Below are 26,082 nucleotides of genomic sequence, written 5' to 3' on the forward strand. Positions count from 1 at the left end.
CCGGCGCCGCGCCGGCGAAGAGGTCAGGCGCCCAGCATCCGTTTCAGCGTGCAGGCGTTGCGGACGGCGTTGCCCTCGCCGTCGTTGTTGAAGTAGGCGTGCACTTCGTGGCCGGCGGACTCCCATTCGCGGATGCGCTCGGCCCACCAGGCGAGGTCGTCGTCGGAGTACGAGCCGCCGTACAGATGGTCCGGGTCGGGCCCGTGCAGGCGCACGTACACGAGGTGGGCGGTGGCCCGGAGGATGCAGGGCAGGCGGGCCCCGCTCATGACGCAGTACGCGGCGCCGTGGCGCTCGAGCATCCCGAACACCGCCTCGTCCGCCCACGACGGATGCCGGAATTCGATCGCGGGCCGCGTCCACTCGGGCAGGGCGCTCAGGAAGTGGTCCAGACGTGCGTCGTCCCGCTCCATGCCCGGATGCAGCTGGACGATCAGCGGCCCGCGGCGGCCGCGCAGCTCGTGCAGCCCGCGGGTGACGCGTGAGATCCAGACCTCGGGATCGAGCAGCCGCCGCGCGTGCGTGAGGCCACGGGGCGCCTTTACCGCCATCTCGAACCCCTCCGGCAGCCGCTCCCGCCAGGCCGCGAACCTCGCATCGGCCGGCCAGCGGTAGAAGCTGCCGTTGAGCTCGACCGCATCGAACGCCGCGGTGTACTCCGAGAGCCAGCCGCTCTGGGGGCCTTCGTAGAGCACGCCCCGCCAATGCGGGTAGACCCATCCCGACGTCCCGATGCGTGCCATCGCTCCAGCGTGCCCGGCGACAACGGCCTCGGGCAGGGGGGTTGCATCAGCGGACCGGCCGCGTTAGCCGCTCTCGAGATGCGCGTGTCGGCCGCCGCTGACAGAGTGGGTGCATGACCCGCATCGGCGCGATCTTCAACCCGTACACCCACACTCCCGACGAGTTCCGCGACGCCGTGCTCGCGGCCGAGGCGTCGGGCCTTCGCGAGCTGTGGATCTGGGAGGACTGCTTCCGGCAGTCCGCGTTCGCGACGGTGGGCGCGGCACTCGCCTGGACCGAGGCCCTCCGGATCGGGATCGGCATCGCACCCATGCCGCTGCGCAACGTCGCCGCGACCGCGATGGAACTGGCCACCGTCGAGCGACTCTTCCCCGGCCGGCTGCTGCCGGGTGTCGGGCACGGGGTGCTGGACTGGATGGGGCAGGTGGGCGCGCGGGTCGCATCGCCCCTGACGCTCATGCGCGAGTACGTGCCGGCGCTGCGGAGCCTGCTGGCCGGCGACGAGGTCACGGCGGCCGGGCGCTACGTGACGCTCGACGGCGTGCGGCTCGACTACGCGCCGACGACCCCGCCCCTCGTGTACGCGGCGGCGGAGGGCCCCAAGACCCTGCGGCTGAGCGGCGAAGTGGCCGACGGAACGGTCCTCGACAGCGGTCACACGGCGGAGGAGTACGCGATCGCCACCGCGTCGATCCGCGAGGCGCGCGAACTCGCCGGGCGCGGCGGTCATCACGACGTGGTCGCCTACGTCGTCACGGCATTCGGCGCCGATTCCGAGGCCCGCGCGATCGCCGACGTGGGGGACAAGGCCGACCCCGCCCAGCGGGCGCTCTGGGGCGACCCGGCACAGGTCGCCGCCGGCGCGCAGCGGTTCTTCGACGCCGGTGTCGACGACCTCGTGCTCCTTCCGTCCTCGCGCGGCGACATCGCCGAGTTCTACCGGGCGGCCGCCGACGTCGCCCGTCTGGTCGGGACGGATGCCGCGTGACGGCGAAGCTCTCGCTCGGGATCGCTGCCGCGGCCGGGCCGGACCTCGCTGAGCGGGTAGCGCCCGCTGCGGAGGCGGCCGGCCTTCACGGCCTCTGGGTGAACGACACGCCCGGACACGACGCGCTGGCGGTTCTCGCCGCGGCCGCTGCCGTCACCGAGCACCTCGTGCTCGCGACCGGCGTGCTCCCCGTCGACCGCCGCACGCCCGACGATATCGTGGATGCGGCCTCCGGTCTTCCCACCGCTCGGCTGGTGCTCGGCATCGGCTCAGGACAGGCGCGCACCGGCGCGGTGGAGCTGGTGACGGATGCCGCCACCGAGCTGCGTCGGCGCACCGGCGCGCGCATCGTCGTGGGTGCGCTCGGCCCGCGGATGCGGCGGGCCGGGGCTGGGGCATCCGACGGACTCCTGCTGAGCTGGCTCACCCCGGCGGCCGCGACCGCGCAGGCGGCACGGGCCCACGCGATCGCCCCCGGGACACATGTCGCGCTGTACGTGCGGACGGCTGCCGACGTCGCCGCGCTCGCCGCACTCGACGAGGAGACCGCACGCTACGCGGGGTACCCGGCGTACGCCGCCAACTTCGCCCGACTGGGGCTGGCCGCCGCCGATACCGTGATCCGCCCCGCCGACCTGGGGGACCGGATCGTCGCCTACCGCGCCGGCGTCGACGAGGTCGTCCTGCGGGCGATCACGCCGACGGGCGGCGTGGACGACCACCTGCGGTTCATCGACGCCGTGGCCGAGGCGATCGCGTGACCCGGGTCGTCGCCCGCTGGGCCCTCGCGGCGCTCCTCGTCGTCGCGGGCGCCTCGCATCTGACCTGGGGCCGCCGTGGCTACCGCATCGTGGTGCCGGACTGGGCGACGATCCTGCTCCACACCGACAAAGACACGATCGTGCTCGCCTCCGGCGTCGTCGAGCTGATGCTCGGCGGCGCGCTCGTGGCGCTCCCCGCCGAACGCCACCGGATCGGCTGGTCCGTGGCGGCGTTCTTCGTAGCGGTCTTTCCGGGCAACGTCCACCAGTGGCGCACGGGTCGGCCGGCTCCGATGCTGCGCACCGACCGCTCCCGCTTCGTGCGACTGCTGCTGCAGCCGCTGCTCGTGGTGTGGGCGCTCTGGAGCACCGACGCTGCGGCGGGCGGTCGCGGATGAGCCGGCCCGTCGCCGTCATCGCAGGGGCGTCGGGGTTCGTCGGGCGAGCGCTCCTGCGCGCGTTCGCCGATGACGGCTACGACGTGCGCACGATCGGCCGTGCCCGCGCCGACGTCTCCTGGACCGACGCCGACGGCATCCGTGCGCTCGTCGATGGCGCGGCGATCGTGGTGAACCTCGCCGGGAAGTCGGTGAACTGCCGCTACACCGACGCGAATCGCGACGAGATCCTGCGGTCGCGCGTGCTGACGACGCGGGCGCTGCGTGCCGCGATCGGCGACGCGTCCACGCCGCCTCCGCTGTGGCTCAACGCGAGCACCGCGACCATCTACCGCTACGCGCTCGACCGGCCGCAGACGGAGCGGGACGGCGAAGTGGGTACCGGCTTCTCGGTGGACGTGGCACGCGCGTGGGAGGACGAGTTCTTCGCGGACAGCCTCCCGTCCACACGACGCGTCGCGCTGCGGATGGCGATCGTCCTCGGCGACGGTCCCGCGACGCACACCCTGGTGCGGCTGGCCCGCATCGGACTCGGCGGAACCCAGTACGACGGCTGGTGGTTCCCACATCGGCGCTATCGCGGAATCGGCCCCCGTCCCACCGGTGACGGCCGCGCTCCGCGCCAGCGTTCCCGTGGCCGGCAGCGGTTCAGCTGGATCCACCTCGACGACGTGGTCGGGGCGGTGAGGTTCGTGCGGGACGACCCCAGGATCTCCGGGCCGGTCAATCTCGCGGCGCCGGGCACCTCCGACAACCGCGAGCTCATGGCGACGCTCCGCCGCGTCGTGGGCGCGCCGATCGGGCTTCCCGCCTGGCGCTTCATGCTCGAACCGGCGATGTGGGTGCTGCGCACCGAGCCGGAGCTCGTGCTCAAGAGCAGATGGGCGGCTCCCGAGACGCTGAGCGGGGCGGGTTACGACTTCACGTATCCCGAGCTGGAGCCGGCCCTGCGCGACGTCGTGGGGTCTCTCGGCGGGCGACGGCACTGAGACCGGGCGGCGCCACCGTGTGCGTGTCGGGGCCGGATGGGAGAATGCGGGCATGCTGCTCCACGAGCTCGTGACGGCGACGGATGCCGTGGCCTCGACGTCGTCGCGACTGGCAAAGGTCGCCGCGCTGTCCGATGCCCTGCGCCTGCTCGACCCCGACGAGGTCGGGCCGGCGATCGGGTTCCTGACCGCGAGCCCGCGCCAGGGTCGCCTCGGCGTCGGGTGGCGGAGTCTCTCGAACCTCGCCGTGACGCACGCCGACGAGCCGACGCTCACCGTGGGCGACGTCGATGCCGCGCTCGATCGTCTCGCCGGGGCGGACGGCCCCGGATCGGTGGCGGCGCGCACCGCGGCGCTCGATGCGCTGGCCCGCTCGGCCACGGCGCAGGAGTGGGATTTCCTCGCCCGCGTCATGCTCGGCGAACTGCGCACCGGGGCGCTCGAGGGGGTGCTGCTCGACGCCGTCGCGAAGGCGTCGGACCGCGACGCCGCCACCGTGCGCCGTGCCGCGATGCTGTCGGGCGACCTCGGCGCCACGGCGCGCATCGCCCTCACCGGCACGCCGGAGGAGCTCGCCGCGGTCGGGCTCGAAGTGGGGCGCGGCGTGCTGCCGATGCTCGCCTCGACGGCGGGCTCGGCGACAGAAGCGCTCGAGACGCTCGGCGGAGCGGCATCCGTCGAATACAAACTCGACGGGGCGCGGATCCAGGTCCACCGCGACGGCGAGGACGTGCGCGTATTCACCCGGAGCCTCGCCGACATCACCCACCGCGTGCCCGAGATCGTCAAGGCCGTGAGGGCGCTCCCGGCCGACCGCGTGATCCTGGACGGCGAGACGCTGTCACTCGACGAGGACGGCGGGCCGCGCCCGTTCCAGGACACCATGGCCCGCTTCGGGTCGTTGGGCGCCGACGACGCGGCCGCGGTGGTGCTGCGCCCCTGGTTCTTCGACATCCTGCACCTCGACGGCCGCGACCTCATCGACGAGCCGCTGTCGACGCGCCTCGCGATGCTCGACAGCGCCGTCGGCGACGCCCGGATGCCCGGCATCGTCACCGAAGACGCGACGCGTGCCGAGGAGTTCTCGCGCGAAGCCCTCGCCGCCGGGCACGAAGGCGTGATGGTGAAGGCGCTCGACGCGCCCTACGCCGCCGGCCGACGCGGCAAGAGCTGGCTCAAGGTCAAGCCCGTGCTCACCTACGACCTCGTCGTGCTCGCCGTCGAGTGGGGATCGGGACGGCGCACCGGCCAGCTCTCGAATCTGCACCTCGGTGCGCGCGATCCCGACGGGGCGTTCGGCGAGCCCGGGGGCTTCGTGATGGTGGGCAAGACCTTCAAGGGCCTGACCGACGCGACCTTGCGCTGGCAGACCGAGTACTTCCCGACCATCGAGACCCATCGCTCCTCGTACGCCGTGCACGTGCGGCCCGAGACCGTCGTCGAGATCGCCATCGACGGCGTGCAGCGCTCCTCGCGCTACCCCGGCGGCGTCGCCTTGCGCTTCGCGCGCGTGAAGGGCTATCGCCCCGACAAGCGTGCCGACGAAGCCGACACGATCGAGACCCTGCGCGGACTGCTGCGGGGGTAGGGGAGCGGCCCCTACGTCAGCGGCGGACCGCGACGTACTCGTGCCCCGCCGTGCGTCAGCGGCGGACCGCGACGTACTGGTGCTCGGGCCTGCCGGTGGTCCCGTAGCGCAGACGCACCTCGACCAGGCCGCGGCTGGCGAGCCCCGCGAGGTGGCGCTGCGCCGTGGCCCGCGAGATGCCGACGCGTTCGGCGATCTCCGCAGCGGACGCCTCGTCGTCGCCCAGCCCCTCGAGGATCAGCTGCTCGGTCGCCGAGCGCGCGACGGTCGCCGGCTCGGCACCGCCGTGCATGATCGCGAGGGCGCGGTCGATCTGCTCCTGCTCCAGCGGCCGGTCGGTGACCAGCAGGTTCCGCATCCGTGCGTAGCGATCGAGCCGCTCGGCGAGCATCCGGGCGTCGAAGGGCTTCGTCAGGTAGGCGAGCGCCCCCGCTCGCAGAGCGCGGCGCACGGTGGTGGCATCGGTCGCAGCTGACAGCACGAACGCGTCGATGTCGGCCGCGGCGACGAACTCGACGCCGTCGCCGTCGGGAAGGAAGGCGTCGACGAGCAGCAGATCAGGGGCCTGCGCCCGCACCGCCTGCCGTGCGGCGCCCAGCGATTGCACCGCCTCCAGAGCCGTGAACCCGGTACGCGACGCGACGATGTCGCGGTGCAGGCCGGCCACCCGGAAGTCGTCGTCGATGACCAGCACGCGGATGGGACGGTTCATGCGTTCTTCTCCTCGGAGTTTCCGTCAGCGGAGCGGAGCGCCCCGGGCAGCCGCGCGCCGAACACGGCTCCGGAGCCCGCGCCGCCGGGATCGATCAGCCAGACGTCGCCGCCGCGGCGGCGCGCGAGATCGCGTGACAGCGGAAGTCCGAAGCCGTGCCCGTGCACGGCGTCGATGCGGCTCGCCTCCGCCTCGCGCGCGGCGACCCGCGCGAACGGGTCTGCTCCCGGCGGACGGATGCCGCCGCCGGAGTCGGCCACCGTGATCACCAGTTCGTCGCCGTCTCCCAGCAGCGCAACTTCGACCCAGCCGGGCCGTGCGCCGTCCACCGCCGCGGTGACCGCGTTGCCGACGAGGTTGCCGAGCACGGCCGCCACGTCCTCCGCCTGGGCCACCTCGCTCAGCAGCATCGTGTCCTCCGAGATGCGGACCGTGACGCCCCGCTCCCGCGCCGTCGCGGCGGTCGCGCCGAGAAGCGACGTCAGGAACGGGTCGGGGACGCGCTCGAGCCCCGCGACGCCGAAGTCCACGGCGCCGCGCTCGGTCAGATCGCCGAGGAACGCGCGGGCCTCGTCGACGCGGTCTGCGTCGATCAAGCCGGAGGCGACGTGCAGGCGATTGGCGAACTCGTGCCGCTGCACCCGCAGCGCCTCGGCCATCGCGCGCACGGTCTCGAGTCGGCCGACGAGCGCCTCGACGTCGGTGCGGTCACGCACGACCACGATCTGACCCAGTGCCCGCGCATCCCTGTGCACGGGCCTCGTGTCGAGGTACAGCACCCTGTCGCCGACGACGGCCTCGACGCCCGAGGCGCCGTCTCGCACCGCGTGGCGCACCGTGTCGGGCAGCGCGAGCCCGTCGAAGCGGCGCCCGAGAGGGGCGTCGATGCCCAGCATCCGTTCGGCCGTTTCATTGCACACCCGCACGACGCCGTCGGGATCGAGTGCGATGACGCCGTCGCCGACCCCCTCGAGCACCGCCGCCTGGTTCTGCACGAGGGTCACCAGCTCCTCCGGCTGCAGCCCGAGGGTGAGCCGTTCGAACCGCCGCCGGAGCACCAGCGTGGCCACCGCGGCGAGTGCCAGCCCGCCGATCGCGGCGATCGCGATCGTCGCGACGAGGGCGGGGAGATCGTCGAAGACGCTCGCGCGCTCGAACCCGACGCTGACCTCGCCGACGGGAGCGCCGCGGTCCTCTGCGTACACGGGCACCTTGGCGCGGGCGGACTCGCCGAGCGTGCCCACCTCCCAGTCGACGACCTCGTTGCCCTCGAGCACCTCGGCGAAAGGAGTCGAGACGACCTGGCCCAGAAGCTCCTCAGTCGGGTGGGCAAGACGGATGCCGTGATCGTCGGTGATGACGACGAACAGCGCGTCGGTGCGATCCGCGACGTCGGCGGCGATCTGCTGGAGCGCGCCGGTGCGCAGCTCGGCGGCATCCGGCGTTCCCGGGTCGGCGGAGAACTCGGCGACCAGCGACTTCACGTCGGGATCCTCCGCGACAGTGCGGGCGATGTTGAGGGCGGCGGCCTCCGACTCCGCGCGGAGCTGGCGCACACCCAGCCACCCGAAGACGAGCGCGCACACGGCGACGACGGCGGTCACCGTCGCCAGCTGCATCAGCAGCAGCCGCGTCGCGAAGCGCATCCCACCTCCCGGAGCCGATGAGGGGCTGGGGCCGATGAGGGGCACCGGCCGTCCGCGCACGTGAGCACAATGCGCAGAAGACACGCTACGCGCACAACCCGCGGGAATGCGACTTAGCGCGCGACGACCCGCTGCCCGCGCCTAGCCTCGCGGGAACGCACCGCCACCGGTGCGATATGCCACCACCCGCACGATACGACGAAGGAGTCGAGATGAACGCGGCAGTTCCGTTCCTGTTCCACGCCGCCGAGGCCGAGGAAGGCTACGCCACCGCCTTCGTCCCGTCCGAAGGCGTTCTCGTCGCCCTGGGCTTCACGATGGTCCTGGCGTTCATGGCGCTCATCATGACGCGCCGGCTGACGCCGATGGTCGCGCTCATCCTCGTGCCGACCGTCTTCGGGCTGTTCGCCGGCGCCGGGCTGGGACTCGGCGACATGATCCTCGACGCGATCGGCAGCATGGCTCCGACGGCGGCCCTGCTGATGTTCGCGATCATGTACTTCGGCATCATGATCGACGTCGGCCTGTTCGATCCGCTCATCCGCGCGATCACGCGCCTGCTCGGCGACGACCCGGCCAAGGTCGTGCTCGGCACGGCCGTGCTGGCCGGCGCGGTCTCGCTCGACGGCGACGGCTCGACGACCTTCATCATCACGACCTCCGCGATGCTGCCGATCTACCTGCGCCTCGGCATGAGCCCCGTCGTGCTCACCTGCGTCGCGGGCCTCATGAACGGCACGCTGAACATCGTCCCGTGGGGTGGCCCCACCGTGCGTGCGGCGACCGCGCTCGGCCTGCAGCCCACCGACATCTTCGTTCCGATGCTGCCCTCGCTCGCCGCCGGCATCGTCATCTCGCTGACCTTCGCCTGGTTCCTCGGACTCTCGGAGCGCAAGCGCATCGGCAGCATCGACGAGTCGCGCCTCGACGGCGGGGGAGTGCTCGCCGGATCCCGCATCTTCCGCGGCGCCGACACGAAGCCGGGCGCCCGCGCGACGCTGCGCACCGGCAACATCGTGACGCTCGCCGGCGGCCGCGGCAGCCTGCCCGTCGCCACCGCCGTCGTCGACCGCGAAGACACCGCGATGGCCGACACGATGCTCGACCCGAACCGTGCGACGCTGCGGCCCAAGCTCATCTGGTTCAACCTGGCGCTCACCCTCGCGGTGATGGTGCTGCTGGTGCTCGACGTCTTCCCGCTCGCCTACGTCTTCATGGTCGGCGCCGCGATCGCGCTGTTCGTGAACTTCCCGAAGCTCAAGAGCCAGGCCGACGAGATCGTCGCCCACGCCCCGAGCATCGTGGGCGTCGTCTCGATGGTCCTGGCGGCCGGCGTGCTGGTCGGCGTGCTGAACGGCACCGGCATGGTCGACGCGATGGCGACCTGGATCACGACCGTGATCCCGGCCTCGCTGGGACCCTTCCTGGCCGTGATCACCGGCATCCTGTCGATCCCGTTCACGTTCTTCATGTCGAACGACGCGTTCTACTACGGCATCCTGCCCGTGCTGGCGCAGAGCGCCGAGCACTTCGGGATCGCGCCGGTCGAGATGGCCCGCGCCTCGATCACCGGCCAGCCGGTGCACCTGCAGAGCCCGCTCGTGCCCGCCATCCTGCTGCTCGTCTCGCTCGCGAGCGTCAACCTCGGCGATCACCACAAGAAGGTGCTGTGGCGGGCGTGCGTCGTGTCGCTCGCGATGCTCGCCGTCGGCGTGCTGGTGGGCGCGATCCCGCTCATGGCCTGAGCGGGTCGCTCCCGGGCGGGTTCTCCCCGGCGGCGTCCACGGCTCGTAGGCTTTGGCCATGACCAGAGCAGCCGCACCCGACGCCGCCTACGAGCACCGCAGCTTCGGGGCGCCCGGCGCGGAGCGCACCGTGTTCCTGCTCCGCGAGGGCGTCTCGACGCTGTCGGATCCGCTGCACGACGCCACGTCCCGACGCGACGTGCGGGTCGTTGCGATCGGACTCACGGTGGACGACATCGACGACCCGGTGGCCTACCGCGGCACGACTCCCGCGGAGGCCACCGCACGACGGATCGCGCAGTTCGTCACCGAGGAGCGCGGCGATCGGCCCGTGGGCCTCGTGGGCGTCGCCACGGCCGGCGAAGTGGCCATCCAGGTCGCCGCGCTCGTCGGCGCCGGCGTCGACAGACTCGCCCTCCTGGCCGTGCCGCGTCCTGAGTCAGAGCTCGGCCGGTATGCGGTCGCGGAGCTCCTCGAGACCATCACCGCCAAGACGCTGCTGATGAACGCGCGGCAGGATCCGGATGCCGCCCACGCCGCAGCACGCTGGTTCGCCGAGAGGCTCCCCTCCGCCCGCGTCGAGATGGTGCCGCAGACCTCGGACCCCGAGTCGCGCCTCGTCCTCGGCGAGGTGTGGGAGCGCGTGCTGTCGCACGTCGCCCCCGGAACCCTCCGATGACCCGGATCGTCGTCCTCACCGGCGCCGGCATCTCCGCGGAGAGCGGCGTACCCACCTTCCGCGGAGCCGACGGCCTGTGGGAGGGACACCTCATCGAGGACGTCGCCACGCCGGAGGCGTACGAACGCGACCCCGACACCGTGCTCGCCTTCTACGATGCGAGGCGCCGGGCGCTCGGAACCGTCGTGCCCAACGCCGCCCATCGCGCACTCGCACGACTGGAGGGTGCGATCGCCGGCGACCTGCTCGTCGTCACGCAGAACGTCGACGACCTGCACGAGCGCGCCGGCAGCCGCAACCTCGTCCACATGCACGGCGAGCTGCGCCGGGCGCTGTGCCTCGCGTGCGGCTCCCGGCCCGCCTGGACCGAAGACCTCATCGATCGCCCGCCCTGTCCCGAATGCGGAGAGCGGATGCTGCGCCCCGACGTGGTCTGGTTCGGCGAGATGCCGTATGACCTCGACCGCATCGAGAACGCCGTCGTCGCCGCCGACGTCTTCGTGTCGATCGGCACGTCCGGCGCCGTGTACCCGGCTGCCGGCTACGTCGCGCTGGCGGCCGCCTTCGGCGTGCGCACCGTCGAGCTCAATCTCGAGCCGAGCGACGCGGCCGTTCCGTTCGACGACGCCCGGGCAGGTCGTGCGAGCGAGCTGGTGCCCGCCTGGGTTGATGAGGTCCTGTCGGCGCGCCGCGCGGCCGTCGAGCGAAGCTGAGGGCGTCACGCGTCCCCGGGAGGGCGCCGCACGGACGGACGAGGGCGCCGCGCGGAATGCTCCGCCCGGCGCCCTCGAATCGACTGCTGCGGCTACACCCGGCCGCCACCCGACCGCACGCGCGACAGCGCGTCCACGGTTGCGGCGAGGATCAGCACGGCGCCGGTCACCAGCAGGTTGACGCCCGCGGGCAGGTTAAGCAGGCCCAGACCGTTCGTGATCGTCGCGATGACGAGCGCGCCGATCGCCGCGTGCATGAGGCGTCCCTTGCCGCCGAACAGGCTGACACCGCCGACGACCGCCGCGGCGACGCCCGACAGCACGATGTCGCGGCCGACGGTGGCGTCGACCGAGCCGACCCGCGCCACGCTCAGCAGCGCTGAGAACACCGCGAGGCTCGAGCAGATCACGAACGCCCACCACTTGATCCACCGCACCTTGACACCGGAACGGCGTGCAGCCTCGGCGTTGCCGCCGATGGCATAGATGTAGCGGCCGAACTTGGTGCGGTCGAGCAGGAACGTGCCGAGCCAGAGGATCGTCAGCACGACCGGCACGACGATGGGGACGCCGGCCACCTCGACCACGGACTGGCCGCGGTTCTGATTGAGGACGAAGACCACCGCGCCGCCGATCACCGCGATCGCCGCGAGCTTGATGAACACCAACGACACGGCACGATTGGGAACGCCGGCACGCGTGCGGCGTGCGCGGTCCCAGAAGGACGTCCCCCCCGAGATCGCGAGCATGATCACGAGCATCACCCATCCGCCCCACACGGGCAGATTTCCGTTCTGGAGCGCGATGAGCTCGGGCACCTCGAGGCGGAACAGACCCCCGGGGCCGATGATGACGAGCGCGAGCCCCTGGAACCCCAGGAACAACCCCAACGTGACGACGAATGACGGGATGCCCACCCTCGCCACGAAGAAGCCGATGAACGCCCCTGTGAGGAACCCGAAGCCGAAGCCGATCAGGAGTGCGAGCGGCCAGGGGATGCCGAACTGCGCGTTCAGCACGACGAACAGCGCCATGCCGACACCGCCGGTCACACCGGCGGACAGGTCGATCTCGCCGAGCAGCAGCACGAATACGAGCGCCATGCCGAGCACGACGAGCGTCGCCGCCTGGTTCAGCAGGTTGGCGAAATTGCGCTCCGTGAGGAAGAACGGACTCATGATCGAGAACAGCGCGCCGAGCACGACGAGGCCGCCGATGGCGGGCAGGGCGCCCATGTCGCCGCCGCGGACGCGCTGCCACCACGCCTGGAGCTGGTCGCCGACGCCGCCCTCCACGCCGCTGCCGATCAGGTCGCTCGCGAGGGGATCGGGAGCGGCCTCGGTCCGGGTGGCATTGCTGCTCATTCCGCGCCTCCTTCGGTGCGAACGGTCGACGTGTCGAGGATCGTGACACCGGCGGGTGCCTTGGTTCCGGTGATGTAGCCGACCACGTCGTCGCGGGTCGTCGAGGACGCCGGGATCTGAGCGACCATCTGACCGAGGTACAGGACGGCGATGTCGTCGGCGACCTCGAAGACGTCCACCAGGTTGTGGCTGATGAGGACCACGGCTACCCCCTGCTCCGACAGGCGCTTCACCAGGTTCAGCACCTGCTCCGTCTGGGCGACGCCGAGGGCGGCCGTGGGCTCGTCGAGGATGACCACTCGGGCCTTCTTCAGTACGGCGCGAGCGATCGCCACGGTCTGCCGCTGGCCACCGGACAGGCTCGACACCTTCTGGCGGACGGATTTCACCGTGCGCACCGAGAGGGAGCGCAGCGTGTCGGACGCCTCTTTCTCCATGCGCCCCTCGTCGAAGGTGCCGGCCGAGAGCTCCTCGCGGCCGAGGAACATGTTCTGGACGATGTCGAGGTTGTCGCACAGGGCGAGGTCCTGGTACACGACCTCGATGCCGAGGTTCCCGGCGTCGCGGGGCGCGTGCAGGTCGCGGTGCACGCCGTCGATGAGGACTTCGCCCTCGTCGTACGGCTGCACGCCGGCCAGACCCTTGATGAGCGTGGACTTGCCGGCGCCGTTGTCGCCCACGAGGGCGGTGACCTTGCCGGGATGGACTTTGAGGTCCACGCCCTTCAGGACGCTGACCGGTCCGAACGATTTCTTCACGCCGACCAGCTGGATGATCGGCTCCGCGCCGAGCGCGGTATCTGGGGCGATGGTGGTGTCTGACATGCTCGCTTCCTTGCGCTGTCTGTGTCGAGCGCGCAGAGGGCGCCGCGCCTTCGAGACGCGACGCCCTCGCGGCTGTGGACCGAACGTTACTCCGTGACTCCGAACTCGGCGCACTTGGCTTCGACTTCCGGCGTGCAGACGTCGTCGTACGATGCGTAGCCACCTGCTGCGACGACTTCCTTGACCTCGTTCGGACCGACCACCGTCGGTGCGACCTGGATGTACGGGGTGCCATCCTCGAGTTCGGCGTCCGCCTCAGGAGTCTCGCCCTTCAGCAGCGCGACGGCGGTCTCGATCGCGGCGTCCGCTTCGAGATTCACCTGCTTCCACACGGTGCCCGTCTGCCAGCCGAGGAGGATGTTCTGCAGGCCGGCCACATTCGCGTCCTGACCCGACACCGCCACGCCCTGCAGGTTGTTGTCCTGCAGCACCTTGATGACGCCCGCCGCATTCGTGTCGTTCGCGACCCACACGCCGTCGACCTGGCCGTTCAGGCTGGTGAGGGCCTGCTCGAAGTTGGTCTGCGACTTCGCCTGGTCCCAGACCCCCGGGGGCTCTGCGGCCGCGGTGATGCCGGCCGCCTCCATGACCTCGACCGCGCCGTCGTGGAACATCTTGGCGTTGCCGTCGGTGGGGTCGCCGCCCATGTAGACGACGGTCGCGTCGGCAGGGGCCACACCCTTGGCCTCGAGACCATCGAGGACGAGCTGGCCCTCGAGCCGGCCGACCTCTTCGTTGTCGAACGAGACGTAGTAGTCAGCGCCCGCGAAGGGACGGTCATAGGCGATGACCGGGATGCCCTCGGCCTTCGCGTCGGCGGCCACAGCCTCGGCTGCACCCTGGTAGTCCACCAGGAGCATGACGCCGCAGCCCTGGGTGAGCTGCTGGTCGGCGATCGTCGAGTACTTGTTGACGTCGCCCTGGGCGTTCTGGATGTCGACGTCGAAGCCGGCTTCCTCGAGGCCCTCCTGGAGGAACGTGCGGTCGAGGTTCTCCCAGCGAGGCGAGGACGCAGCGTCGGGCAGGATCACACAGGCACGGTCGGCGGCGTCGCCGCCCTCCTCCGTGGAACCGCCGTTGCCGCCGCCGCCACTCGAGCAGCCGGCCAGCATCACCGCGGCCGCGCCCGTGAGGGCGGCCACGGCGAGGATCGAAGACTTCTTCATCATTCGCCTTTCGTCGTTGAAGCGAGCGAGTTCCAGGAGCGTCCCTGGTTTCTTCGCGCTGATGCGATCATCGATGACCGGCATTCTTGGCGTCAAGTCTTGAACGTAACGCTTTGGCAACGCACCGGCCATCGGGAGACGGATGCCGCGACGCTCGCGTGCGAGAGAGCGCTTACCGTGCAGAGTGCACCGTTTTCGGCCGCAGACCGCGCATAATGTTCCGCAGCCATTGCGGGTCGTCCGGCGAGGCTGTTCGGCGCGTTCGCCAAGTGAAGCCAGTGGGCGGCGGGCTTGTGGTCAGGCGCGGCCGGTGGCGGCACGGGTGCGCCGCGAGAGCGAGTCGACGATCACGGCGAGCACGAGCACGACGCCGGTGACCATGAACTGCACCGACGAGTCGAGGTTCATCAGGGTGAGACCCGACGAGATGGACTGGATCACCACGATGCCCACGAGCGCCGAGAACGCCGATCCGCGTCCTCCGAAGAGGCTGGTGCCGCCAATGACGGCTGCGGCGATCGCGTTGAGGTTCACGTCGCCCGTGCCCGAGCTCTGGTTGGCCGACGCCAGTCGTGCGGCCGCCAGGATGCCTCCGACGGCGGCGAAGGTGGAGCACATCGCGAACACCGAGAGGTAGATGCGGTCGACCCGGATGCCGGCGCGCCGGGCGGCCTCCACCGACCCGCCGACGGCGTAGACGGCCCGCCCCCAGCGGGTGCGGGTCAGGACGAAGTTCATGGCGACGATGAGGGCGAGGAAGAACAGGAACATCACCCCGACGCCGCGATACAGGTTCAGGTACCAGGTCGCGACGAGCAGGAACGCGAGCAGGACCCCGCTGCGCACCGCGATCTCGGTGTAGCTCTGGCTCACCAGGTTCGCCGCCGCCCGCCGTCGGGCACGCCGCAGGAGCGACCACGCGAACGCCGCCACGGCCAGCACCGCCACGACATACGATGCCCAGGCCGGCAGGAACATCTGCTGGGCGAACTGGACGAGCCACGAGTCGAACGGGATCGCGATGGATCCCGTCTCGCCGAGCACCCACAGCTGCAGCCCGAGGAAGCCGAGGAGGCCGGCCAGCGTGATGACGAAGCTCGGCAGTCCGAAGCGTGTGAACAGATAGCCGTACAGCAGACCGACCAGGCACCCGACGGCGATCGCCGCCACCAGCGACAGGATCAGGTTCCACTGCAGCTGCACGAACGTGACGGCGAGCACCGCGGCGGCGAGCCCCGACACCGACCCGACGGACAGGTCGATCTCGCCGACGAGCAGCACCAGCACGACGCCGAGTGCGATCGTGCCGATGGCAGCGCACTGCATCGTGAGGTTCACGAGGTTCTCGCTGGAGAGGAAGACCGGGTTCAGCAGCTGGAAGACCGTCCAGATCACCGCGATCCCGAGCACGACGGGAAGGGCACCGAGATCTCCGCCGCGGATGCGCGTCACGAAGCCCTCCAGGGCGAGGCGGATGCCGCTGCCGCTCAGGAGCCGTTCGTCGCCGGTCGGCTCGGTCAGGCGCTCGTCGCCGCGCGCGCTCATCGGCTCCCGTCCCCGCGGGGTCGGGGGGTGCGGCGCGACCCGGCGCGCGGCATGCGGATGACGGTGCCGCCGGAGGTCTGGGCGGCGGCGTCGTCGTCGCGCGCGGCGTCGGGCGCGGCATCCGTCCTCTCCGGCATGCGTCGGGGCGGCGCGGAGTGGTCGACCGCGCCGGTGATCGCCGCGATGAGGGTCTCGCTGGTGACGTCCGCGACGTTGTACACGCCGTTGTTGCGACCCAGGCGCAGCACGACCACGCGGTCGGCGACGGCCATGACGTCCGCCATGTTGTGGCTGATGAGGATGACCCCGTGCCCGCGCTCGCGCAGGCGCTCGATGAGGTTCAGCACCTCGGCGGTCTGCGCGACGCCGAGCGCGGCCGTCGGCTCGTCGAGGATCACGACGCGCGGCTCGCCGATCAGGGAGCGGGCGATCGCGACGGTCTGGCGCTGCCCGCCCGACAGCGACGCGACGGGCACGCGCACGGACGGGATCTTGGCCGACAGCTCGCGCAGCAGCGTCCAGGTGCGCCGCTCCATGTCGACCTCGTCCAGCGTGGCGCCGTCGCGCAGTTCGCGTCCGAGCCACAGATTCGCGACGACGTCGAGGTTGTCGCACAGCGCGAGGTCCTGGAAGATCGTCTCGATCCCGAGCTGCTGAGCGTCGGCGGGGGAGTCGATGCCGACCTCCTCGCCGTCGAATTCGATCGACCCGCTGTCGGGCGGGTGCACACCCGCCAGCACCTTGACGAGCGTCGACTTGCCGGCGCCGTTGTCGCCGACGAGCGCGACGACCTCGCCCTCGTTCACCCAGAAGTCAACGTCGGTGAGCGCCTTGACGGCGCCGAACCTCTTGCCGATGCCGCGCATCGTCAGCACGCGTTCACGCGGCCGCCCCGTCCGCGGGTGCGTCATCGACATTCTCGCCCCGTCCTCATCGTCGTTCCCGGCCCCAGCCGACCCCTGCCAGAATCTGGACCCTACCCGATGCCCGCAGCTTCGCACGCATCCGCGTAAGCGGGGGTGCAGATGTCGTCGACGCTCCAGAATCCGTCTGCGACGACGGTGTCCATGATGTCGTCGATCGTCACCGCGACGGGGTCGAGCAGCGTGGCCGGAGTCCCCTCGATCTCCAGTGGCGCGGTCACCTCCTCGCCGTGCAGCAGCGTGACGGCGACCTCGGCGGCGAGCTCCGCCTGCGGCTTGATCGCCTTGTACACCGTCATGTACTGGTCGCCGGTGAGGATCCGCTGGATCGCCGAGAGCTCGGCATCCTGTCCGGTCACGATCGGGAGCGGATCGACGTTCGCGACGCGCAGCGCTGCGATCGCACCGCCGGCGGTGGCGTCGTTGGCGGCATAGACGCCGGCGATCGCGCCGCCGTGCTGCGCGATCTGTCCCGACACCCACTCCTGCGCCTTCTCAGGGCTCCAGCCCGGGGTGTCGTACTCCGCGAGCACGCGCAGGCCGCTGTCGTCGATGATGCTGTGGGCGCCGCGCTTGAACAGCGCCGCGTTGCTGTCGGTCGGCGAGCCGTTCACCATGAGGATGCCGCTGCCGTCCTCGGTCGTCCGCATCCCCTCGACGAACGCGGTCGCCTGCAGCACGCCGACCTTCTCGTTGTCGAACGAGATGTAATACGCGAGGTCTCCGCCGGCGATCAGGCGGTCGTACGAGACGACGGGCACTCCCTTGGCGTTGGCGGAGTTCACGATGCTGACGGCGGCGTTCGCGTCGACCGGATCCAGTACCAGCACCCCCGCGCCCGAGGTGAGGGCGGACTCCGCCTGCTGCTGCTGCTTCGCAGCATCCTGATCGGCGTTGGCGTACAGCACGTCATAGTCGCCGAGCTCGGCCACGCGCGCTTCGAACAGGGGCCGGTCGAAGGTCTCGTAGCGCGCGGTCTTCGCGTCGGGCAGGAGCAGCGCGATGGTGTCGTCCGCCGGCGTGCCCTCCTCGGCTCCCGGATCCCCGGTGCACGCGGACAGCGCCGCCGCGGCGAGCACGAGGATGCCGGCAGCCGCCGCCGCGCGATGCCCGACCGGGCGCCGCCGCGGCCGATCGTGTCGGGTGCGGGACATCGGACGAGCCTATGCGGTGATGGGGAGCGTCGACGCCGCCGGGAGCTGGGCGCTGACGGTGACGTGGTCGAGAGCGATCGCGATGGCCCCGCGCGTCTCGGCCCACTCGCCGAAGGAGGCACCGACGATCTCGGGCAGGCCGTCGGCGGACGGGAGGGCGGTGCGCTCGAGCGAGTGCCGCATCGGCGCCATGAGGATCTCGCCCGCCTGCCCCAGCTCTCCTCCCACGACGATGACCTCGGGATCGAAGAGGTTGCACAGGCTCGCGGCCGCGATGCCGATGTGGCGTCCGGCGTCGGCGATGACGCGCCGAGCTGCTCCGTCGCCCGCTTCGGCGGCCTGCAGCAGGTCGCCCAGGCGGTGCATGCCCTCGCTCGACGGGAAGAGCGACAGCAGCGCCGGCCCGCCCGCGTAGGTCTCGAGGCAGCCGCGGTTGCTGCAGCGGCAGATGGGTCCGTTCTCGTCGAGCGTGACATGGCCGATCTGGCCCGCCTTGCCGTTGACGCCGCGGAACAGGTCCCCGCCGACCACGAGTCCGGCGCTGATGGTGTGGCCGACGCGGATGAAGACGGACGACGCAGCGGCGCGCCCGTTGCCCTCGCGGGCCTCGGCGAGACCGCCGAGGTTCGCCTCGCTGTCGACGTAGACGGGGCGGCCGATGCGGACCGAGAGGCTCTCGGCGATGTCGACGCCCTCCCAGCCGCGCAGGAGGCCCGGGGTGGACACCATGCCGGTGCGCGGGTCGATGGGTGCGGGGAGCGCCAGGCCGACGGCGAGGAGGTCGGTGAGCGAACCGCCGAGCGACTCCATCATGTCGCCGAGCAGCAGTGCGAGGCGGTCGAGCTCGGAGTCGTGGCGGTGGTCGAGAGGGAGGGGGAGCGAGGACTGGGTGACGATGGTGCGCGCGGTGTCGGCGATCGCGATGTGCAGCTGCCGCGAGCTGTAGTGGACGCCCGCGACGAGACCGAGCCGGCGGGCGAGCGACACGAGCGTCGCGCGGCGACCGCTGCTCGTCGTGAACGACGTGTGGAGCAGGCCCGACGCGGTCAGCTCCTTGACGATGTTCGAGACCGTGGCCGGGGAGAGTCCGGTGCTGCCGGCGAGCTCGATCTGCGTGAGGCGGCCGTGGCGCTTGAGCGACTCGACGACGCGCGCGCGATTGGCCTCGCGCAGCGAGGTCTGCGAGCCCGGCGGAGCTTGACGGCGTGCCACAGCTCACACTGTATCCCACCTGCGATTCCCCAGATCGGCCGCGCGATCGCCCGTCGGCGGGCGGTCCCGCGGCGCCGCGCGCACTAGCATCGGTACGCCATGCACACCGTCGTCGAGGCGCTCCGCGCCGCCCTTGCTCCGCACACGGTCGCGACCGATGCCGAGACGCTGGACCGGCTGAGCCACGACGATGCCGAGTGGGCCGACTTCGCACGGCCCGCCGCCGTCGTGTTCGCCTCCTGCCTCGACGACGTGGTGGCGACCGTCCGCATCGCCGCGGCCCACGGCGTGGCCATCGTCCCCCGCGGGGCGGGCACCGGCCTCTCGGGCGGCGCCAACGCGACGAGCGGATGCCTCGTCGTGTCGCTCGAACGGATGACGCGGATCGTCGAGGTGAACGCGGCCGAGCGGTACGCGGTGGTCGAGGCGGGCGTGCTGAACGACGACCTGCGCCGCCACGTCGCCGAGCACGGGCTCTGGTATCCGCCCGATCCCGCGAGCCAGGCCATCTCCACCATCGGCGGCAACGTGGCCACCAACGCAGGCGGCATCTGCTGCGTGAAGTACGGGGTGACGCGCGACTACGTGCTCGGCATGACGGTGGTGCTCGCCGACGGCAGCGTCGCGAAGCTGGGCCGCACGACGGCGAAGGGCGTGACGGGCTATGACCTGACCGGACTCTTCGTCGGCTCCGAGGGTACCCTCGGCGTCATCGCGGACGTCACGGTGAAGCTGCGACCGCTCGGCGGACGCCAGGAGCGCGCGGTCATCGGCTATTTCCGCACCCTGACGGATGCCGGGCGCGCGGTCGCCGCCGTGGCCGAGGCGGGGATCGTGCCGTCGGCGCTCGAACTGATCGACCGCACCTGCCTGCACGCAGTCGCCGAGTGGCAGGGCTGGGACCTCCCCGAGGAGGCCAACGCCCTCCTGCTCGCGAAGGTGGACGAGCCCGGAGAGCGCGGCGAAGAGCTCGCCGCGGCGATCGAGCAGCTCTTCCTCGCCGCGGACGGCGATCGCGTCGAGCGGGCCGACGAACCGGCCCACATCGACCGGCTCTTCGCATCCCGGCGCCTCGCCTATCCGGCCTTGGAGCGGCTCGGTCCGGTGCTCACCGAAGACGTGTGCGTCCCGCGCGGCGCGGTGCCGGAGATGCTCGCACGGATCGAAGCGGTGGCGGAGGCCGCCGGCGTCGTGATCGCCAACATCGCCCACGCGGGCGACGGCAATCTGCATCCGCTCATCATCGCGCCCGAAGGCGACGAGGACGCGAAGTCGCGCGCGAAGGCGGCGTTCGACCGCATCGTCGACGACTGCCGCGCGCTCGGCGGCACGGTCACCGGCGAGCACGGCGTCGGACTCCTGAAGCTCCCCGGCGCCGCGGAGGAGCTCAGCCCGGTGGTCCAGGGAATGCACCGCGCGATCAAACACGCCCTCGACCCGATCGGGATCCTGAACCCCGGCAAGGCCTTCCCGAACGGAGACTGAGATGACCTCGATCCACGCCGACGACGGAGTGCGGCTGCACTACGAGGAGTCCGGCGATCCGTCCGGCCGCCCGGTCGTGCTCCTGGCCGGCTTCAAGGCGGCCGCGACCTCCTGGCGGTACCAGGTACCGGCGCTCGCGCGCGCCGGCTATCGCGTCCTGTCCGTGGACCTGCGGGGGCACGGCGCCGCAGAGCGCCCGGCCTCGGGCGTAGACATGGCTCGACGCGGCAGCGACCTCCACGACGTCGCCGGGGCGCTCGACCTGCGCGAGGCGGTACTGGTGGGCGGGTCGATGGGTGCGAACACCATCTGGTCGTATCTCGGCCAGGAAGGCTCCGACCGCGTCGCCGCCGTCGTGTCGGTGGACCAGACGCCGAAGATGCTCAACACGGCCGATTGGCCGTACGGCTTCTACGGCTATACCGAGCAGAACGTCGACACGTACTTCGCTGCGGGTATCCCCGAGACCGGGCACGGCACGCCGATGCTGCGCCGCGGCATGCGGCTCGTACGCCTGCTACGGGCCATGAAGGGCGCCGAGCGCGAGCTCACGCCGGGTGAGCTGACTCTGCTGAACGATCACGCCAAGGCCGACTGGCGGCCGGTGATCGCTGCCACGACGGTGCCGGTGCTCTTCGTCGCCGGCGCCGAGAGCGAGTTCTGGCCGAGTGCGCACGCGGCCGCCGCCGCCGCGCTCGCCGAGCACGGAACGTCAGCGGTCATCGCACGCGACGGCCACGCGACGAACATCGAGCAGCCCGCCGCCTTCAACGCGGGACTCCTGGACTTCCTCACGCGCATCGGCTGACGCCCGCCCCGCGGGACGGCTACTCGCGCAGACGCACCAGTCGCTCGTGTCCGGTCTCCTCGAGCTCTGCGATCGACTCGCGAGCCTTCACGAAGTCGTTGAACGACCGGTAGCCCAGGGCCTTCTCGCTGAAGGACGGGTCCATCCGCCGCATGTGCGTCTTGACCGCCGAGCTGTGCAGCCATTCGGAGTCGTCGTTCTTGTCGTGGCCGAGGCGCAGGGCGCGCTCGAGCAGCCGGGTGGCCGTCTCCTGCGGGTCCTCGGCGGGCTCCTCGACCGGCTGCACCGGCTCGGGAGCGGGTGGCTCGACGCTCGCGGCCACGGTCTTCGAAGACGCACGACGGTTCCCGCGCTTCGGGGGCGCCGTCGTCTCGAGCGCCTCGTTGAGCGCTGCCTCGACCTCGACGGTCGAACGGGCCTCGGCAGGCGCTGCCGTAGCCTCTGCAGGCGCGTCCGGCGTGACGGCATCCGTCGGCGCGGCGGCCTCCGCCGGCACGGACTTCGCCCCTCCGCGACGGCCTCCCGACCGCGCGGCCGTGCCGCTGGTCGGCGCGCTTGCTGCCGTCTCCTTCGCCTTGGTCGCACGGCCCGAGGCAGCCTTCGACGGCGCCTTCTCGGCGGCCTTCTCCGCGGTCCTGTCTGGCGTCTTGGCCACGCGCGCGGGCTCGCGTGTGACACGGGGGACGCCCGGCAGCGAGTCGTACGCCTCGAACTCGTCGCACGCGGCTGCGAGCGACTTCGCCGTGGACCCGGCCACACCGACGCCGACCACGTAGCGGCCGAGCCGCTTGCACCGCTGCGCGAGGGGGACGTAGTCCGAGTCGCCGGCCACGATCACCACGTGTGTGAGGTCGGGCAGCCGGAACATGTCCTCGACGGCATCCACCGCGAGACGGATGTCGGCTCCGTTCTTGGCGTACGCGGCGGCGGGGAAGAGCTGCACGAGATCGACCGCGCGGGCGACGAGCTGCGAACGGTAGATCGCGTTGACGGGTGCCGACCAGTCCGCGTACGCGCGGGTGAGCACGAGCGTGCCGAAGGAGGCCGCGAAGTCGATGATGGCGCCGACGTCGATCGTGGCCGCGGCAAGACGTTCGGCGATCTCGGGATCGGTCGGGTTGTCGGCAATGCGCTGACGGTCGCGCGAGTACGAGTTGCGGCCGTGGACGCGGTCGTACCAGGACATCACGATGTTGTCGAAATCGAGGTACACCGCGACGCGGGGATTCTGCAGGTCGGGCATGTCACTCCTCACCGGGGTAGCGCACGCCCACGAGCGTGCGGATCTCATCGAGCGTGGCCATGATCGCGACGGTCTCGTCGATCGGCAGGATGTCGGAATCGGTGAGGCCATCCGCGAGGTACCGCCCCGCGGCCAGCGCCTGGTACTGCATCCCGCGCCCTTCGATGTCGGAGCGGTACTCCTCGCGCACCGTGCCGTCGGGCTCCACGAGGCGGAACGAGGTCGCCGTGTACCAGACGCGGTCGATGTCGATGCGGGCGTCTGTGCCGATCACCGAGGCCGTGTTCGGCCCCGCCCCGCGGGAAGCCGACAGCGACGTCGACAGCGCGCCGTTGGCGTGCGCCATGATCGTCGCCACCTCGGTGTCGGATCCGGCGTCGCCGATGCGCGCGGACGCGACGAGGGACAGCGGCTCGCCCAGCATGTCCCAGGCGAACGACACCGGGTAGATGCCGAGGTCGAGGAGAGCGCCGCCGCCCAGCTCGAGCGCATTGATGCGGTGTGCGGGGTCGGACGACAGCAGCTGGGTGTGATCGGCGGTGACCGCGCGGATCTCGCCGAGCGCGCCCGAGGCCACCAGCTCGCGGATGCGGACCATGTGCGGCAGATACCGCGTCCACATCGCCTCCATGGCGAGGAGCCCGCGGTCGGCGGCGGCGTCGCGGACCGCTGCCGCTTCGGCGGCGTTCAGCGTGAACGGCTTCTCGACGAGCACGTGCTTCCCGGCCTCCAGCGCCAGCAGAGCGTTGGCGGCGTGCATCGGATGCGGCGTCGCGATGTAGACGATGTCGACGTCGGGATCGGCGACCAGGTCCTCGTACGAGCCGTGGGCGTGGGGGATGGAGAAGTCGGCGGCGAAGGCGTCCGCGGTCTCGCGACGGCGGGATCCGACGGCGGTGACGTCGAGGCCGGCGGTGCGCAGATCGCTGGTGAACGCCCGCGCGATGCCACCTGGTCCGAGGATCCCCCAGCGGGGTGAGGACGGTGAGGTCATGAGACGAGGCTAGTGGCGCGACGGCGCACTCGCCGGGTCGACTAGCTCGGCACGCTCTCCGCCAGCTGGGGACGGTCGGCGGCCTCGCCGATCCGCTCGAGCGCGCGGGCAAGGTCCTCGACGATGTCGCGGGCATCCTCCAGGCCGATCGAGAGACGCACGGTGGTCGGACCGATGTGCGCCTCCGCGAGCTGGGTGCGCGACATGTGGCTGTGGGTCATCGAGGCCGGGTGGGCGACGAGGCTGCGCGCGTCGCCGATGTTGGCGACGAGCCGGATCACCTGCAGGCGCGAGATGAACTCCTCGACGAGGCGGAAGTCGGCCTCGTCGTCGCCGGTCGTGGGGAGGTCGAACGCGAAGACCGAGCTCACCCCGTGCGGCAGATACGCCTGGGCCTGGGCATGCCACGGGCTGGTCTCGAGTCCCGGGTGGTGCACCCGCGCGACCGCCGGGTGCGTGTCGAGGAATCGCGCGACCGCGAGGGCGCTCTCGGTGTGGCGCTGCATGCGCAGATCGAGCGTCTCGAGTCCCTGCAGCAGCTGGAAGGCGTTGAACGCCGACAGCGAGGGCCCCAGGTCGTGCACGTACTTGGTCTTCACCAGCGCGATGTAGGGCGATCCGGTCTCGCCGAAGCGCTCGACGAGGCTGCCGTCCGGGACGCGCCGGTAGGTCTGCGTGAGCTGCGGCCAGCGCTCGGGCTCGGCGGTGAAGTCGAACGTGCCGAGGTCGACGACGACGCCGCCGAGCGATGTGCCGTGGCCGCCGAGGAACTTCGTCGCCGAATGCACGACGATGTCGGCGCCGAAGTCCTTGGCGCGCTGCAGGTACGGCGTCGCGACGGTGTTGTCGATCACGAGCGGCACGCCCGCGCCGCGGGCGACGGCCGCGACGGCGCCGATGTCGAGCACCTGTGCGATGGGGTTCGAGATCGACTCGGCGAAGAGCGCGCGGGTGGTGGGGCGCACCGCGGCCGACCACGCGTCGATGTCGTCCTGGTCGACGAAGGTGACCTCGATGCCCCAGTCGGCGAACGTGTCCTGCAGCAGGTCGACGGTGCCGCCGTAGAGCTGCCGGGCCGCGACGATGTGCTCGCCCTGCTTGGCCAGGGCGAGGAGAGCCACCGCGACGGCCGCCTGACCCGAGGCGACACCCGCGGCGCCGATGCCGCCCTCGAGCTCGGCGACGCGCCGCTCGAACACGAGCACGGTGGGGTTGGCGGCGCGACTGTAGATGTTGCCGTCCTTGCGCAGCGCGAAGAGGTCACGTGCCTCCGCGAGCGAGCGGAACTCGAAGCCGTTCGACTGGTGGATGGCCGGAACGGCGGTGTTCTCGGCCACGCTGGAGTCGAACCCGGCCTGCACCTGGGCCGTCGCGAAGGAGCGAGGGGCGGCCGGGCGAGGCGGCAGATCGTTGTCGGTGGCACGAGGCATGCTGACCATTGTCGAGCCGCGGGGGCGGCGCCCGTGCGTCGTGTGTCGAACTGTTGCGCCGGCGGCCCCGGCCGCCACGGGCGGCGGTAGGCCGCGCGCAGGCGAGAATGGACCGGTGGCGCAGCTGATCACCCCCGCAGAACTCGACCGCCTTGTCCGCTCCGGCACCGTCCGCGTGCTCGACGTCCGCTACCGGCTCGACCGCCCGGACGGCAGTGCCGACCACCTCGACGGGCACGTGCCCGGCGCCGTCTACGTCGACATGGAGACAGAGCTCTCCCGGCACGGTCGCCGCGAGGACGGCCGCCACCCGCTGCCGGCCACCGAGGATCTGCAGGCGGCGGCTCGACGCTGGGGCATCCATGACGGCGAAACGGTCGTGATCTACGACGACGACCGGGCGCTGGGCGCCTCGCGCGCGTGGTGGCTGCTGACCCGCTCGGGCGTCGCCGATGTGCGCCTCCTCGACGGCGGGCTGCGTGCGTGGGTCGCCGCCGGCCTGCCCCTGGAGACCGGTCCCGTCGTTCCCGAGCCGGGAGACGTGTCGCTCACCCCTGTCACCGAGCCGGTGCTCTCGATCGACGAGGCTTCCGCGCTCACCGCCTCCGGCGTGCTCATCGACGTGCGTGCCGCCGAGCGCTATCGCGGGGAGGTCGAGCCGGTCGACCCGATCGCGGGTCACATTCCGGGCGCGGCGAACCTCCCGACCGGCGCCTACATGGACGGCGAGCGGTTCCGGGATGCCGCGAGTCTGCGTGAGTTGTTCGGCAGCGTCGGCATCGCCGAGGGCGTGACCGCGGCAGCCTACTGCGGGTCGGGCGTCACCGCCGCCCAGGCCGTGTTCGCCGCCGAGCTCGCGGGGCTGCGGCTCGGCATCTACCCGGGTTCGTGGAGCCAGTGGTCGAACACGTGCGGGCGCCCCGTCGCCACCGGCGCTGCGCCCGCCGAGGTCACCGCCACCGTGTGACCGC

At 71.5% G+C, this 26,082-nt stretch carries 24 protein-coding genes and 1 pseudogene; 11 read left to right on the forward strand and 14 right to left on the reverse strand.

Annotation, left to right across the window (positions count from 1 at the left end; translation table 11 throughout):
* Window positions 1-23: 23 nt before the first annotated feature.
* Window positions 24-743 carry a DUF72 domain-containing protein gene (locus VIP82_RS18830; RefSeq protein WP_331911423.1) on the reverse strand — a complete coding sequence of 240 codons (720 nt, stop codon included), beginning with the start codon at window positions 741-743 and terminating at the stop codon, window positions 24-26.
* A 113-nt stretch (window positions 744-856) separates the two neighbouring features.
* On the opposite strand from VIP82_RS18830, the gene VIP82_RS18835 reads away from it, so the two are divergent.
* The 5 genes from VIP82_RS18835 to VIP82_RS18855 are packed head-to-tail and all read left to right on the forward strand — an operon-like array spanning window position 857 to window position 5,468.
* Window positions 857-1,732: an LLM class flavin-dependent oxidoreductase gene (locus VIP82_RS18835; RefSeq protein ID WP_331911424.1), complete on the forward strand. Its 876-nt coding sequence runs from the start codon at window positions 857-859 to the stop codon at window positions 1,730-1,732.
* Window positions 1,729-2,493 (forward strand): LLM class flavin-dependent oxidoreductase, encoded by a 765-nt coding sequence (locus VIP82_RS18840; protein ID WP_331911426.1) that lies wholly within the window; start codon window positions 1,729-1,731, stop codon window positions 2,491-2,493. The genes VIP82_RS18835 and VIP82_RS18840 overlap by 4 nt, the downstream gene beginning before the upstream one ends.
* On the forward strand, window positions 2,490-2,891 hold the full coding sequence (locus VIP82_RS18845) for a DoxX family protein (protein WP_331911428.1): 402 nt from the start codon (window positions 2,490-2,492) through the stop codon (window positions 2,889-2,891). Before VIP82_RS18840 ends, VIP82_RS18845 begins: the two co-directional genes overlap by 4 nt.
* The gene (locus tag VIP82_RS18850; RefSeq protein WP_331911430.1) at window positions 2,888-3,880 is read left to right on the forward strand and encodes an epimerase; all 993 of its coding nucleotides are present in this window, start codon (window positions 2,888-2,890) and stop codon (window positions 3,878-3,880) included. The genes VIP82_RS18845 and VIP82_RS18850 overlap by 4 nt, the downstream gene beginning before the upstream one ends.
* Before the next feature lie 52 nt (window positions 3,881-3,932).
* Complete coding sequence (locus VIP82_RS18855) at window positions 3,933-5,468, forward strand: ATP-dependent DNA ligase (protein ID WP_331911432.1); 1,536 nt, start codon at window positions 3,933-3,935, stop codon at window positions 5,466-5,468.
* Window positions 5,469-5,523: 55 nt separating this feature from the next.
* Here VIP82_RS18855 and VIP82_RS18860 read toward each other — a convergent pair whose 3' ends face one another.
* Window positions 5,524-6,180 (reverse strand): response regulator, encoded by a 657-nt coding sequence (locus VIP82_RS18860; protein ID WP_331911434.1) that lies wholly within the window; start codon window positions 6,178-6,180, stop codon window positions 5,524-5,526.
* Window positions 6,177-7,826, reverse strand: coding sequence for a sensor histidine kinase (locus VIP82_RS18865; RefSeq protein WP_331911436.1), 1,650 nt, complete (start codon window positions 7,824-7,826; stop codon window positions 6,177-6,179). Before VIP82_RS18865 ends, VIP82_RS18860 begins: the two co-directional genes overlap by 4 nt.
* A gap of 212 nt (window positions 7,827-8,038) precedes the next feature.
* Here VIP82_RS18865 and citH point away from each other — a divergent pair, with 212 nt between their 5' ends.
* The 3 genes from citH to VIP82_RS18880 are packed head-to-tail and all read left to right on the forward strand — an operon-like array spanning window position 8,039 to window position 10,963.
* Window positions 8,039-9,571: a citrate transporter CitH gene (gene citH, locus VIP82_RS18870; RefSeq protein ID WP_331911438.1), complete on the forward strand. Its 1,533-nt coding sequence runs from the start codon at window positions 8,039-8,041 to the stop codon at window positions 9,569-9,571.
* A 58-nt stretch (window positions 9,572-9,629) separates the two neighbouring features.
* Window positions 9,630-10,250, forward strand: coding sequence for an alpha/beta fold hydrolase (locus VIP82_RS18875; RefSeq protein ID WP_331911440.1), 621 nt, complete (start codon window positions 9,630-9,632; stop codon window positions 10,248-10,250).
* Window positions 10,247-10,963 carry an NAD-dependent deacylase gene (locus tag VIP82_RS18880; RefSeq protein ID WP_331911442.1) on the forward strand — a complete coding sequence of 239 codons (717 nt, stop codon included), beginning with the start codon at window positions 10,247-10,249 and terminating at the stop codon, window positions 10,961-10,963. Before VIP82_RS18875 ends, VIP82_RS18880 begins: the two co-directional genes overlap by 4 nt.
* Window positions 10,964-11,055: 92 nt before the next feature.
* Here the strand turns inward: VIP82_RS18880 and VIP82_RS18885 are convergent, their stop codons facing one another.
* The 7 genes from VIP82_RS18885 to VIP82_RS18915 form a co-directional block, all read right to left on the reverse strand.
* Window positions 11,056-12,327, reverse strand: coding sequence for a sugar ABC transporter permease (locus tag VIP82_RS18885; protein WP_331911444.1), 1,272 nt, complete (start codon window positions 12,325-12,327; stop codon window positions 11,056-11,058).
* A complete protein-coding gene (locus tag VIP82_RS18890) occupies window positions 12,324-13,151 on the reverse strand; it encodes an ATP-binding cassette domain-containing protein (RefSeq protein WP_331911446.1) in 828 nt (275 codons plus the stop codon). The genes VIP82_RS18885 and VIP82_RS18890 overlap by 4 nt, the downstream gene beginning before the upstream one ends.
* An 86-nt stretch (window positions 13,152-13,237) precedes the next feature.
* Window positions 13,238-14,317 carry a sugar ABC transporter substrate-binding protein gene (locus VIP82_RS18895; protein WP_331911448.1) on the reverse strand — a complete coding sequence of 360 codons (1,080 nt, stop codon included), beginning with the start codon at window positions 14,315-14,317 and terminating at the stop codon, window positions 13,238-13,240.
* A gap of 297 nt (window positions 14,318-14,614) precedes the next feature.
* Window positions 14,615-15,862, reverse strand: a complete 1,248-nt coding sequence (locus tag VIP82_RS18900; RefSeq protein WP_331911450.1) for a sugar ABC transporter permease — start codon at window positions 15,860-15,862, stop codon at window positions 14,615-14,617.
* Window positions 15,859-16,779: an ATP-binding cassette domain-containing protein gene (locus tag VIP82_RS18905; RefSeq protein WP_331911452.1), complete on the reverse strand. Its 921-nt coding sequence runs from the start codon at window positions 16,777-16,779 to the stop codon at window positions 15,859-15,861. The genes VIP82_RS18900 and VIP82_RS18905 overlap by 4 nt, the downstream gene beginning before the upstream one ends.
* Window positions 16,780-16,838: 59 nt before the next feature.
* A complete protein-coding gene (locus tag VIP82_RS18910) occupies window positions 16,839-17,939 on the reverse strand; it encodes a sugar ABC transporter substrate-binding protein (protein WP_331911454.1) in 1,101 nt (366 codons plus the stop codon).
* A 9-nt stretch (window positions 17,940-17,948) separates the two neighbouring features.
* Entirely contained in the window at window positions 17,949-19,151 is a 1,203-nt protein-coding gene (locus VIP82_RS18915; RefSeq protein WP_331911456.1) for an ROK family transcriptional regulator, read from the reverse strand.
* A 99-nt stretch (window positions 19,152-19,250) separates the two neighbouring features.
* Here VIP82_RS18915 and VIP82_RS18920 point away from each other — a divergent pair, with 99 nt between their 5' ends.
* Complete coding sequence (locus VIP82_RS18920) at window positions 19,251-20,636, forward strand: FAD-binding oxidoreductase (RefSeq protein WP_331911458.1); 1,386 nt, start codon at window positions 19,251-19,253, stop codon at window positions 20,634-20,636.
* Between the two features lies 1 nt (window position 20,637).
* A complete protein-coding gene (locus VIP82_RS18925) occupies window positions 20,638-21,444 on the forward strand; it encodes an alpha/beta fold hydrolase (protein ID WP_331911460.1) in 807 nt (268 codons plus the stop codon).
* 19 nt (window positions 21,445-21,463) lie between these two features.
* Here the strand turns inward: VIP82_RS18925 and VIP82_RS23040 are convergent, their stop codons facing one another.
* The 4 genes and pseudogenes from VIP82_RS23040 to VIP82_RS18940 all read right to left on the reverse strand — a co-directional run bounded on the left by VIP82_RS23040 (window position 21,464) and on the right by VIP82_RS18940 (window position 25,111).
* Window positions 21,464-22,099, reverse strand: coding sequence for an OST-HTH/LOTUS domain-containing protein (locus tag VIP82_RS23040; RefSeq protein WP_414684704.1), 636 nt, complete (start codon window positions 22,097-22,099; stop codon window positions 21,464-21,466).
* Between the two features lie 23 nt (window positions 22,100-22,122).
* Window positions 22,123-22,687 (reverse strand): annotated as a pseudogene (locus tag VIP82_RS23045) (NYN domain-containing protein); the annotation flags it as partial.
* 1 nt (window position 22,688) lies between these two features.
* Entirely contained in the window at window positions 22,689-23,681 is a 993-nt protein-coding gene (locus VIP82_RS18935) for a Gfo/Idh/MocA family protein (RefSeq protein ID WP_331911464.1), read from the reverse strand.
* Window positions 23,682-23,722: 41 nt separating this feature from the next.
* Entirely contained in the window at window positions 23,723-25,111 is a 1,389-nt protein-coding gene (locus VIP82_RS18940) for an O-acetylhomoserine aminocarboxypropyltransferase/cysteine synthase family protein (RefSeq protein ID WP_331911466.1), read from the reverse strand.
* Between the two features lie 115 nt (window positions 25,112-25,226).
* Here VIP82_RS18940 and VIP82_RS18945 point away from each other — a divergent pair, with 115 nt between their 5' ends.
* Window positions 25,227-26,078 carry a sulfurtransferase gene (locus tag VIP82_RS18945; RefSeq protein WP_331911468.1) on the forward strand — a complete coding sequence of 284 codons (852 nt, stop codon included), beginning with the start codon at window positions 25,227-25,229 and terminating at the stop codon, window positions 26,076-26,078.
* The last annotated feature ends 4 nt before the right edge of the window (window positions 26,079-26,082 follow it).

This window comes from Microbacterium sp. (assembly GCF_036566905.1).
GTDB lineage: Bacteria > Actinomycetota > Actinomycetes > Actinomycetales > Microbacteriaceae > Microbacterium.